We start from the raw sequence: 12,102 nt of genomic DNA on the forward strand, positions 1-12,102 counted from the left end.
GCATGTTTTCTTACTTATGGATTTTTTGTATCTAACAAAATCGTCACTGGACCATCATTGATCAATTCAATCGCCATATCGGCCCCAAAGATCCCTCGTTTGACAGGGACTTCTTTTTCTAATTGATCATTAAAGGCATCATATAACTGACTGGCCATATCTGGCTTGGCAGCCCCTGTAAAAGCAGGACGGTTGCCTTTTTTGGTATCCGCAAAGAGGGTAAATTGAGAGATCGACAAGATTTCCCCTTGGACATCTTTGACCGAAAGATTCATCTTATCTTCCTCATCTGAGAAAATACGCATCTGCGATACCTTGCGGACCGCATAATCCAAATCCTTCTGGTCATCCTCAGGCCCCACTCCCACTAGGAGCAACAAGCCTTGCTGGATCGCATTGTAGACTTGACCATCAATGGAAACTGAGGCACTCTTAACCCGTTGAATCACTAATTTCATTTGATTATCCTATTTTATAAATCCATTTGGCATTCACTACTAACCTTCAAAGAACATCAACTTCAGACAAGGCAGTGAGACGCAGGCAGACTATCCGAAAACCAAAGGCTGTTCAGTTGCTTTTAGGGCAAGGCAGCAAGGCGAGCTAACCAACTAATAAAAGAGTTCTGACCATGTTCTACTTGCTTCAAAGAAAATCGACATCAGACAAGGCAGTGCGATGCAGGCAGACTAGCTGAAAAGCAACGGCTGTTCAGTTGCTTTTAGAGCAAGGCAGCAAGACGAAGACAGTACTGAAGTACGGCGAAGCGAGCTAACGAAGCAATAAAAGATAACTGAGCAGCCGACTAGCCGTTAGTACGCTTAACAGAGTATACCTCCGGCACACTCTTAATCTTATCCACAACCGTTGTCAACATCGATAGGTTCGGAATCCCAAAGGAAATGTGGATATTGGCAAATTTCATGTCTTTGGTTGGTTGGGCATTGACAGTTGAGATCATCTTAGCTGTATTGGAAAGGACTTGGAGTACATCGTTAAGAAGTCCGGCACGGTTGAGTCCGTATATATCGATGTGGGCGATGTAGTCTTTAGTCGTATTGTTATCTTCCCATTCCACATCAATCAAGCGTTGTTCGTAGTTGTCTTGAGCGCGAAGATTCATACAGTCTTGACGGTGGATGGCAACCCCACGTCCTTTGGTAATGTAACCGACAATTTCATCTCCTGGAACTGGGTTACAGCACTTAGCAATCCGAATCAAGAGGCCAGAAGCTCCTTGGATAACCACACCACCTTCATGACGGACCTTCAAGGTGTCTTTTTTATTTTCAACCTTGACCTCGCCACCTTTGACCAGCTCTTCTGCTTCTGCGCGTGCCTTAGCCCGCTCTTCTTCTCGGCGTTCATCCTCCGTCAAACGGTTAAAGATAGAAATAGCTCCCACTTCTCCAAAACCAATCGCCGCAAACAAGGCTTCTTCTGTCTTATAGCTTGATTTTTGTAGTACTTTGTCCATGTGCTTTTTATCCATGAACTTATTGGCTACCAAGTCATGCTCGTGGAATTGGGCCATCAAGAGGTCACGGCCACGGTTAATAGACAATTCCTTGTCTTGATTTTTAAAGAATTGACGGATCTTGTTGCGTGCCTTGCTAGTTTTAACAAGGGTCAACCAGTCACGACTCGGACCAAAGGAATTGGCATTGGTGATAATCTCCACCTGATCTCCCGTCCGAAGTTTGGTATTGAGGGGCACCATCCGGCCATTGACCTTGGCACCAATCGCTTTTTCCCCAACTTTGGTGTGGATTTCATAGGCAAAATCGATTGGTCCAGAATCTTTCGGAAGCGAGCGCACAGTTCCATCTGGAGTGAAGACGTAAATCTCTTCTGCCAAGATGTCTTCTTTTACATTTTCTACGAATTCCTTGGCATCGCCTGACTGGTCTTGGAGTTCCATCATCTCCTTGATCCAGTTCATCCCAATAGCAGATTCCTTGCCGTTAACCTGACCCTTGATCCCTTTTTTGTAAGCCCAGTGAGCGGCAACCCCGTATTCGGCAACCTCGTGCATCTCCTTGGTACGGATCTGGAATTCAATCGGTCCTTTAGGGCCGTATACAGTCGTATGGATGGACTGATAGCCATTGGCCTTCCGGTTGGCAATATAGTCCTTAAATCGACCCGGCATTGGCTTCCAGAGCTCATGGATATAGCCCAGCATGGCATAAACATCACTTGGAGTGTCCAGGATGCAGCGGATGGCAATCAAGTCATAGATTTCATCGAAGCGTTTCTTCTTATCCTGCATTTTGCGATAGATCGAATAGATATGCTTTGGTCGACCATAAATTTTCCCATGCAGATGGCGTTCCCCAGCATAGGTCTCGATCTTGTGGACAACCTCTTCGACCAACTCTTCTCGCTCGCGACGTTTTTCCTTCATCATATGCGAAATCTTGTAGAATTCAACTTCATTCAGATAACGGAAGGACAAATCCTCAAGCTCCCACTTGACGCTGGAAATCCCGAGACGGTGGGCGAGTGGCGCATAGATCTCCATGGTCTCACGCGAAATGCGCTCTTGCTTATCCTTGCGCAAATGCTTGAGGGTACGCATATTATGCAAGCGGTCAGCCAATTTAACCAAAATCACGCGGATATCTTGAGACATGGCCATGAGCATCTTGCGATGGTTTTCCGCCAACTGCTCTTCATGGGACTTGTACTTGACCTTCCCGAGCTTGGTCACCCCATCGACAATCACGCGCACATCATGACCAAATTCGCGCTCTAAATCATCTAAAGTCGCATCCGTATCTTCCACGACATCATGCAAAAAGCCGCAGGCGACCGTCACAGCATCCAGTTTCAGCTTGGCAAGGATCCCTGCTACTTGAATTGGGTGGATGATATAAGGCTCGCCAGACTGACGGAATTGCCCATTATGGCAATCAACCGCATAGACCAAAGCCTTTTGTACAAAAGCAACATCTTCAGGTGATAAATATTTTTTTGTAAGGGCAACGACTTGGTCCCCTGTTAAATTCTCTTCTTTCGGCATGTATTTTCTCCAGTTTCTTGGATACTATTTTAACACTTTTAGAAGCAGATGGGAACCAATGAAGCTACTTTAATATACGGATACTTCTCGAAGATCATTCTGGGATCCACCTTGCTTTCATCATTCTTGTAAAAAAACTAACGAAGCGATTCCTTCACTTCGTTAGTTCATTAATTCTGTGACAACACTCACGGCGCTGAGGGCGTAGAGTGGCGCTGTTTCTGCTCGCAGGATGCGAGGACCAAGTCCTGCAAGAATGGCTCCTTTAACTGTAAAACTTTCAATTTCTGCAGGGGAGAGGCCTCCCTCTGGCCCAAAGATAAAGAGCAATTTGCTTCCAGCTTCCAATCCGGTCAGAGACTGAAGTAAAGCTGCTGCCTCTCCTTCTTTAGCCGACTCTTCATAAGCCACCACGATCCGATCAAACTGTTCTAACTGAGCCAGAAAGTCTGCCTTTTTCTCAAAAAGGGTAATGCTTGGGACCAAATTCCGCTTGCTTTGCTCGGCTGCTCCAAGGGCAATTTTTTCTAGTTTTTCGACCTTTTTACCCAACTTCTTGCCGTCCCACTTGGCAACGGACCAGTCTGCAGGAAAGGCCCAGATTTGGCTAGCACCCAGTTCTGTTACTTTCTGAGTGATGAACTCCAGCTTGTCTCCCTTGGGAAAGCCTGATGCGATGGTCACTTGGACTGGCAGTTCCACATTGTCAGCTAATTCCTCAACCAGCTCCAACTGACGGGCTTCTACATTGACCACGCGCGCCAAGCGCTTGATCCCATCATCAAAGACTAAAGTCACCTCATCATCTTCTTTTAAGCGCATGACCTGAAACATGTGCTTGCTGGTTTCCTTGTCCTCAATGGCGACAGGTGAGCTAGCCAAACCTTTTACAAAATACTGCTGCATGCTAGCCTCCAATCACACCGGAGACATCCTTGGTCTTCTTGAAGACGCAGGCATTCCATTCCCCTTGGATCATGTGGGTTTCAAGGAAGAATCCTGCTGACTCAGCCGACTCGCGCACCATGTCCCACTTGTCCTTGATAATGCCACTCATGATGAGATAACCTTCATCCTTGACCAAGCGATAAGCATCATCTGTCAGATGGATAAGGATATCCGCCAGGATGTTGGCCACGATGACATCTGCCTCAATCTCCACGCCTTTCAGCAAATCGCCTGGGGCTACATGGATGTTTTCCATGCCTGGGTTGAGTTCAATATTTTCCTGAGCGACGCGAACCGCTACGTCATCCAAGTCATAGGCAAAGATTTCCTTGGCACCAAGAAGGGAGCTAGCAATGGAAAGGACACCTGAACCAGTTCCTACATCTAGCACCGTTTCGCCACCACGGAGAACCTGCTCTAAGGCAAAGAGGCTCATCTTGGTTGTCGGGTGGGTTCCTGTTCCGAAGGCCATACCAGGATCCAGCTTGATAATCTTTTCTCCCGCTGTCACCTCATAGTCCGTCCATGACGGCACGATGGTCAAGTCATGAGTGATACGAGCTGGTTCATAGTATTTCTTCCAGTTGTCTGCCCAGTCTTCCTCAGCCAAGGCAGTCGTACCCATCTTGACCTCTCCTAGATCCATAAAATCCGTCAATTCTGCTAAGCGAGCCTGCAAGTCCGCTTCAACCGCTGCTACATCAACCGTTTCCGGGTAGTAGGCCGTCACCACGATTTCTTCTTGCTGCTCGACATCAGGAAAAATCTCACCAAAGCGGTCGACATTTCCCACATAATCCATGCTGTCTTCGATTGCTACCCCTTGGGCGCCTAACTCGATCAAGAGGTTGGAGACTAGTTCCTCACCCTCACGCTTCACTGTAACTTTTAACTCTTGCCATGTTTCCATTTGATTCTCCTTAACAATCCATTGTTTCTTCTAATTCTTTTAAAGTCTTACCGTCCTTATTTTTCCAATCCGTTCGACCATTCGTATTCATGCCTAGTACAAAAGCGGCTGCGTAAGATGGACTGGAGAACAGTTGTTTTTCTTGTAAAACACCATCTTTAATCATATTTGTTTTGATTAACTCTTTACGCAATTCTTTTAGGCTTGCTGGTATTGCGGATGAATCAACCACATCCACTTGACTTCCTTCTAAAACAACAAAGCCTTCTGAAGTCTGTTCACAGATTGCTTCGATCGTTCTATTTGATTTCTTGGTTTTTCGCTTTAGATAGAGATAAGTTGAATTTTCATCAGAAACATTCTGACCTGTTTTCTTGGTCATAGGAACAAACACTCGGTACCCTAAGGTTCCTACAATCATCAAAGTATTTTCTACAACCTCATCCAACTCGGATTGCTTTTCTTCTGTTACATTCCCAGAATTGGGCTCATTCCCATTTTTTACAATGAAGCGCCCCGCGTCCTTTGCTAGTTGTGTAAATTTATTTTCCAAGTAACTAATTTCCGTGGGTCCAAAGGAGTTATTCTGCGTCGTCAAAATAATGACATCATTAAAATAATCTGTATGATTGTCACGAGTATGTTCCTGAACACGTAAAAGGACACCTTCACCATTTTTGCGATTCGTCGCCTGCCCGATGTAGGTAACATCCTTTTGCTTATCCTCATTACGACCAAATAGGAAATAAATGCCACTTTGCTTCATTTCATCACGTGATTTTAAATCTGCCAATTGAATTCGAGGAATTTTATAGATCACCCCTGTCCAATTGGACAAGGTACATTTGATTATACCAGTAACTTCTCCATTAATGAGAAACATATTGATATTCTTACTACGATTTGGCATCTACCTTACTTTCCTCCAAATAATCCCTCAATCTCCCCTGTAGCTGAGGCACTGCTTGTTTAGAATTGAGAAATTCCTCAATAGACATCAGTTTATAGGCCTGTCCTTCATCCCCAAAGGTGATACTGTCAAACTGATCCTGACTTAACTGACCGACCATAAAGACAGACTGCCGACCTTCAAAGAGCACGCTGGGATAGACCTTGCTCCAAAGCAGACAGTCTTCACCTAAATGAATTCCCAGTTCCTCATAAACTTCACGCGCCGCGCACTCGAAAGGACTTTCGTTTCCTTCACGACCACCACCTGGCAACTCCCACATGTTGGGACAAGGGATATCGTCCTTGTCATCACGTAAGATAGTCAAGACCTTATCCCCACAAATCAAGGCAATCTTAGAGCCCGTAAAATCAAACTTTTTATCAATACAATCCAAATTCATAATCATTTCTTCCTAATATCTTGGATAAGGGTAAAATTCTCCTTCTTCCAATCCAACTTTTCCTTCTTCAAAGACCTCTTGGTTCCATTCCATGACGAATTCTTCTGCTTCTGGGTCTTCCAAAAAGTCCATGAGGGCGTCTAGTCCAACCTCTGCAGTATCTTTGAAAAATAGCGCAAAATAAGCTAAGAATTCACGAGAGAAACCTTTTTTAGGTAGATACGGAATAACAGTTAAATAGTCTTCTGCATTAACTGTTGACTTGGCAGGGTTGTAAAAAAGTACCGCTTCTTCAAAAAGGATATCATCTGACGAAACTTCTCCGTCTTCATCTAACATCTCCACTCCTGCAGGATTTTGCGCCTCAAGCAGAAAACTCACTTCAACCGCATGATTGCGCTTGTCCCAGCTAATCTCATAATCAAAAGGAAAGTTCTTGTCCAACTCTTCTTGTAAAACATCTAAAAATCCGTATTTAGACATAGCGTCCTCTTTCTAATTTCCCACTCTTAGAGCGGAATATGATACAATAGTTACTACAATCTTACCATAAAAACCGTCTCTTTGAAAGGAGACAAAGCTAGAAAGGAGAAGGAAATGCCCGACAATCTCGCACTCCGTATGCGACCACGAACGATCGATCAAGTCATCGGTCAACAGCACCTGGTTGGAGAAGGCAAAATCATTCGTCGCATGGTCGAGGCCAATCGTCTGTCCTCTATGATTCTCTATGGACCTCCGGGGATCGGAAAGACCAGTATTGCTTCTGCGATCGCAGGAACGACCAAGTATGCTTTTCGGACCTTTAATGCAACAGTTGACAGTAAAAAACGCCTACAAGAAATCGCAGAGGAGGCCAAATTTTCTGGTGGCTTGGTCCTGCTCTTGGACGAGATCCATCGCCTCGATAAAACTAAACAAGATTTTCTCCTGCCTTTGCTCGAAAGTGGTCTGGTCATCATGATCGGTGCAACGACTGAAAATCCCTTTTTCTCTGTCACACCCGCTATTCGTAGCCGCGTACAAATCTTTGAGCTGGAACCGTTGACGACGGAGGAGGTCAAGCAAGCTCTAAAAACGGCGCTGGACGATCCCGACCGTGGCTTTGATTTTCCAGTCGTGCTCGATGAGGACGCTTTAGATTTCATCGCTACCTCAACCAATGGAGATCTTCGCTCTGCCTTTAATTCTCTCGATCTGGCGGTGCTGTCGACCTCTGAAAATGCAGAAGGAATTCGCCATATTACGCTAGAGATCATGGAAAACAGTCTCCAGCGCAGCTACATCACCATGGACAAAGATGGAGACGGCCACTACGACGTGCTCTCTGCTCTGCAAAAATCTATCCGTGGTTCGGATGTCGATGCTAGTCTCCACTATGCAGCTCGTTTGATCGAAGCCGGAGATCTACCCAGCCTAGCTCGTCGCTTGACTGTCATCGCTTATGAGGATATCGGTCTGGCCAATCCAGATGCGCAGATTCATACCGTGACAGCGTTACAAGCAGCTGAGCGCATCGGCTTTCCTGAGGCCCGCATTCTCATCGCCAACATCGTCATCGATCTAGCCCTTTCGCCGAAATCCAACTCAGCCTACGTTGCCATGGACAAGGCGCTGGCTGATCTTAGAAGTTCTGGCAACCTTCCTATTCCTCGCCACCTCCGCGATGGTCATTATGCTGGAAGCAAGGAACTGGGAAATGCGCAAAACTATAAATACCCTCACAACTACCCTGGCAACTGGGTCAATCAGGACTACTTGCCAGACAAGCTCAAACACGCTTCCTACTTTATTCCCAATGAAAATGGCAAGTACGAGCGTGCTCTCGGAGCCACCAAGGAGAAGATTGATCAATTTAAGAAAAAGTGACATCGGTTTCAAAAAATTGAGATTTTTCCTTGAAATATTTTCAAAATGTGGTATCATATACATATAGAAACGCTGTGGTGTACGACTTCACACTTAAGTGTTGACCGACTATTTTTTGTATTATTAGGGAAACAAAAGACTTCTGGCAGTATGCAGGCCGTTTCACGCGGAAGCAGCTAAGTCAGAGCGAGTTGCCCACCTGCTTAATTGCGCGGGTTCAATACAAATCGTGAAGTATCGGCACCAATACAGCTTTTTATATTTGCCTCCTTAGCTCAGTTGGTAGAGCAGTAGACTCTTAATCTATGGGTCACAGGTTCGAGCCCTGTAGGGGGCATCTACATACAACAGGAAAAAGCCTTGATTTACAAGGCTTTTTTGTTTGTCTATAACTGATTTGCCCCATCATTTGCCCCACATTTTTTTATGAGCAATCTTTCCAGACATCTCTGACTACGAAAAACAAAAAAGCTATCCTACCTTTGCAAATTTAGATAAGATAGCAGAATATTTTAATGCAACTCCAACTCAACTTTTTGGAACAAGTAAGGAGATTGAATTAGAAAAGAGTGTTCTTGAATCGAATGAATACTCTGATAAAGTAAGTGAGATCTTAAAGGCTGTCAAATACATCGAACATTTTCTAGAAACTGATGGACAATACTTAGAGGATTTACTTTACCTAACAAGAGGCAACCAACTATACACAGAAGATGGAGATGAGTTGTATATTGATCCAACTTCTCAGAAAAGAACATTTCATAACCAATATGAACCTGGTTTTATTGTAGCAAGAGATAAATCCCCACTAGAACTCTTAATTGAAAATAAGGACCTATTAGATTAAAAAAGCGAGGATATGTACTGATCCCAAAAGTTAGACAGAAAAAAATCTAACTTTTGGGATCAGTACATTTTCAACTCTCTTATTTATTTTCTTATCTCACATAATTACTTCACATGTCCAGGCTCATCAAATTCATTTTTTTCAATAACATATGCCACATTTGCATCCTTATTGATCAAAGAACATATATCTATTATATTACAAAAAGCTCTCTGACCGCAAAATTCCGTTAATTTACTACCTTATTCCTACTTTCTATTTTCTATTTTACTTTTCTGATAAATAAGATTATAATAAGGGGTATTTATTTTCGGAGGTTTTTATGTCATTTCTATCAAAAAATTGGGCAGGACTGTTAGCCTGTCTGATCATTTCTATCATCTCTTGGGTTTTAGGAGGCTTTCTGCCTGTTGTGGGAGCACCTGTTTTCGCCATTTTTATCGGAATGATTCTCTACCCCTTTCTCACTCCCTATAAACAACTGGATGCTGGTTTGACTTATAGCTCCAAAAAATTGCTTCAGTATGCTGTTATCTTACTTGGTTTTGGACTCAATATCTCTCAAGTTTTCGCAGTTGGAAAATCTTCCCTTCCTGTCATCCTTTCGACTATTTCTATCGCTTTAATTATTGCTTTCTTTTTCCAACGATTTTTTAACATGGATACAAAGCTAGCTACCTTGATTGGGGTAGGCTCTTCTATCTGTGGCGGTTCTGCCATTGCAGCGACTGCTCCTGTTATTCACGCCAAGGAAAAAGAAGTAGCCCAAGCCATTTCTGTTATCTTTTTCTTCAATGTCTTGGCAGCTCTTATCTTTCCAACTCTAGGTTCTTGGCTCCATCTCTCCAACGAAGGTTTTGCTCTCTTTGCGGGTACTGCGGTCAACGATACTTCCTCTGTAACAGCCACAGCTAGCGCCTGGGATAGTCTGTATCATACCAATACTCTAGAATCTGCAACCATTGTCAAACTGACTCGTACCTTAGCTATTATCCCTATTACTCTCTTCCTCTCCTATTGGCAAAGCCGTCAACAAGACAACAACCAAGGAGTAAAGCTTAAAAAAATCTTCCCCGTTTTCATTCTCTACTTCATCCTAGCTTCTCTGCTAACTACCGTCCTTACTTCTTTTGGTGTTAGCAATAGCTTCTTTTCACCTCTCAAACAGCTCTCCAAATTCCTCATCATCATGGCTATGAGTGCTATTGGTCTCAAAACTAACCTCGTTGCTATGATCAAATCCAGTGGAAAATCCATTCTTCTTGGAGCCCTTTGCTGGATTGCTATCATCCTGACTAGTCTTGGCATGCAATTACTCATCGGTATTTTCTAAGAAAAAAGGGAGCCTAAAGGCTACCTCAGAACGTAGACAGACGTCATTTTTGGCGTTTGTCTTTTTGTATGTTCAAAGATATTTTGTCTTATCATCTACTATTCCATCCAAAAATCTGATTTAAAGCAAAATAAAAAGGGATATTCCCTATCCATTTCGATAATTTTTTCATTAATTTGTTTTTCCATTTTATCCTCCGATTAGTCTCGCACTGATATTTATTGATAACAACACTATATTTCTAGTATAGCATAATCATTAGATATTATAGGTTTTCAAACCAAATGAGAGTCATTCGTTTTTGCCCCATTTTTAAATCATGACATTGGAAATACCTAAAAGTACTTCCCTAAAATCACTTATATTTCAATATTTTTAATTACTCTCAATATGAAAATCCTTTCCAAATCCATGCAGGGGGCATCTAAATCAACAGGAAAAAGCCTTGATTTATAAGGCTTTTTTGCTTGTCTATAACTGATTTGCCCCATCATTTGCCCCACATTTTTTTATGAGCAATCTTTCCAGACATCTCTGATTACGAAAAACAAAAAAGCTATCCTACCTTTGCAAATTTGGATAAGATAGCAGAATATTTTAATGCAACTCCAACCCAACTATTTGGAACTAGTAAAGAGATTGAATTAGAAAAGAGTGTTCTTGAATCGAATGAATACTCTGATAAAGTAAGTGAGATCTTAAAGGCTGTCAAATACATCGAACATTTTCTAGAAACTGATGGACAGTACTTAGAGGATTTACTTTACTTAACAAGAGGCAACCAACTATACACAGAAGATGGAGATGAGTTGTATATTGATCCAACTTCTCAGAAAAGAACACTTCATAACCAATATGAACCTGGTTTTATTGAAGCAAGGGATAAATCTCCACTAGAACTCTTAATTGAAAATAAGGAATTGTTTGATAAATAGAAAAAGCGAGGATAACCTCGCTTCAGATTGAAGTTAAAATCTTTAGAAGACACTTTTATAAGGACTTTGTCTTCAATCTGTGAAAAGGAGTGAAAACTCCTTTTCTTTTTGTAAGTCAGACTGAAACTTCCAAATTGTTTATATATTTTATTGACATTTTCTATAAAAATAAGTACAATAGTTTTATTAGCAAACTATACTATATAGGGGGTATTGAAATGAAATTTTCTAATCGTTTACTGCTATTCCTTGCAGGAGTTGTTTTTGTCCTTTTAGGACTTTTCCTATTTACAAACCCAGTAGCTAATCTTGTTGCTTACAGCTGGTGGATTTCATTTGGTTTACTGGTTTCTTCTATAGCAGCTATTTTAGGCTATTTCTCTGCACCAAAAGAGCTTCGCTCACCTGTTTATCTTTTCCAAGGATTTGTTAGTCTTCTCTTAGCTCTTTACCTCGTTGCTTATGGCTTTGTGACCCTGCCGGTCGTCATTCCGACCATTGTAGGAATTTGGTTAATTGTAGAAGCCATTATTGCTTTCTTTAAAGGCAATCGTCTAAGATTGATTTTCCCTATTATTGGTAGCAATATCATGTGGGTAGCCTTGCTTGAATTTTTACTAGGTCTAGTGATTCTGTTCAATCCAGTGGCTACAGGTGTCTTTGTCGTTTATGTCATTGCCTTTTCATTTTTAGTTACTGGCTTCACCTACATTATTGAGGCCTTTCGTAAATAGTCTAGTTGCTATTTCTATCGCATTCAAAAAAGCTGGGAAATCATATTCTCAGCTTTTTCGTCTCTTTAATTATCACTTTTTCGCATTCCATTCTACGTAGAAATTTGTTTTTCCATTTTATTCTCCAATTTGATCTCGCACTGACATTT

General features: G+C 42.4%; 12 protein-coding genes, 1 tRNA gene and 1 other RNA gene. 7 read left to right on the plus strand and 7 right to left on the minus strand.

What is annotated here, in order from left to right:
* Positions 1–14: 14 nt before the first annotated feature.
* The 7 genes from dtd to PCY11_RS08695 form a co-directional block, all read right to left on the minus strand.
* A complete protein-coding gene (dtd, locus tag PCY11_RS08665; protein WP_003004672.1) occupies positions 15–458 on the minus strand; it encodes a D-aminoacyl-tRNA deacylase in 444 nt (147 codons plus the stop codon).
* A gap of 347 nt (positions 459–805) precedes the next feature.
* Positions 806–3,025 (minus strand): bifunctional (p)ppGpp synthetase/guanosine-3',5'-bis(diphosphate) 3'-pyrophosphohydrolase, encoded by a 2,220-nt coding sequence (locus PCY11_RS08670; protein ID WP_301362694.1) that lies wholly within the window; start codon positions 3,023–3,025, stop codon positions 806–808.
* A gap of 162 nt (positions 3,026–3,187) precedes the next feature.
* Entirely contained in the window at positions 3,188–3,931 is a 744-nt protein-coding gene (locus PCY11_RS08675) for a 16S rRNA (uracil(1498)-N(3))-methyltransferase (protein ID WP_070845857.1), read from the minus strand.
* Position 3,932: 1 nt separating this feature from the next.
* A complete protein-coding gene (gene prmA, locus PCY11_RS08680) occupies positions 3,933–4,883 on the minus strand; it encodes a 50S ribosomal protein L11 methyltransferase (protein ID WP_070845861.1) in 951 nt (316 codons plus the stop codon).
* A 10-nt stretch (positions 4,884–4,893) separates the two neighbouring features.
* Positions 4,894–5,793: a GIY-YIG nuclease family protein gene (locus PCY11_RS08685; protein WP_070845863.1), complete on the minus strand. Its 900-nt coding sequence runs from the start codon at positions 5,791–5,793 to the stop codon at positions 4,894–4,896.
* The gene (locus tag PCY11_RS08690) at positions 5,780–6,235 is read right to left on the minus strand and encodes an NUDIX hydrolase (RefSeq protein WP_024054561.1); all 456 of its coding nucleotides are present in this window, start codon (positions 6,233–6,235) and stop codon (positions 5,780–5,782) included. Before PCY11_RS08690 ends, PCY11_RS08685 begins: the two co-directional genes overlap by 14 nt.
* A 12-nt stretch (positions 6,236–6,247) precedes the next feature.
* Entirely contained in the window at positions 6,248–6,718 is a 471-nt protein-coding gene (locus PCY11_RS08695; protein ID WP_024054562.1) for a DUF3013 family protein, read from the minus strand.
* A gap of 114 nt (positions 6,719–6,832) precedes the next feature.
* Here PCY11_RS08695 and PCY11_RS08700 point away from each other — a divergent pair, with 114 nt between their 5' ends.
* From PCY11_RS08700 to PCY11_RS08730, 7 genes are all read left to right on the plus strand, one after another.
* A complete protein-coding gene (locus PCY11_RS08700; RefSeq protein ID WP_037608262.1) occupies positions 6,833–8,104 on the plus strand; it encodes a replication-associated recombination protein A in 1,272 nt (423 codons plus the stop codon).
* Positions 8,105–8,170: 66 nt separating this feature from the next.
* Positions 8,171–8,363, plus strand: a non-coding RNA gene (gene ssrS, locus PCY11_RS08705) — 6S RNA.
* Positions 8,364–8,368: 5 nt separating this feature from the next.
* Positions 8,369–8,441: transfer RNA gene (locus PCY11_RS08710), tRNA-Lys, on the plus strand.
* A gap of 96 nt (positions 8,442–8,537) precedes the next feature.
* On the plus strand, positions 8,538–8,951 hold the full coding sequence (locus PCY11_RS08715) for a helix-turn-helix domain-containing protein (RefSeq protein ID WP_081103087.1): 414 nt from the start codon (positions 8,538–8,540) through the stop codon (positions 8,949–8,951).
* 322 nt (positions 8,952–9,273) lie between these two features.
* Positions 9,274–10,284, plus strand: coding sequence for a YeiH family protein (locus tag PCY11_RS08720; RefSeq protein WP_031576934.1), 1,011 nt, complete (start codon positions 9,274–9,276; stop codon positions 10,282–10,284).
* 518 nt (positions 10,285–10,802) lie between these two features.
* Positions 10,803–11,219 (plus strand): helix-turn-helix domain-containing protein, encoded by a 417-nt coding sequence (locus tag PCY11_RS08725; protein ID WP_083324077.1) that lies wholly within the window; start codon positions 10,803–10,805, stop codon positions 11,217–11,219.
* 218 nt (positions 11,220–11,437) lie between these two features.
* A complete protein-coding gene (locus PCY11_RS08730) occupies positions 11,438–11,953 on the plus strand; it encodes an HdeD family acid-resistance protein (RefSeq protein ID WP_003004261.1) in 516 nt (171 codons plus the stop codon).
* Positions 11,954–12,102: the final 149 nt, after the last annotated feature.

This window comes from Streptococcus sp. SP8 (assembly GCF_030440045.1).
In the GTDB taxonomy this organism is placed as follows: Bacteria; Bacillota; Bacilli; order Lactobacillales; family Streptococcaceae; genus Streptococcus; species Streptococcus parasanguinis_I.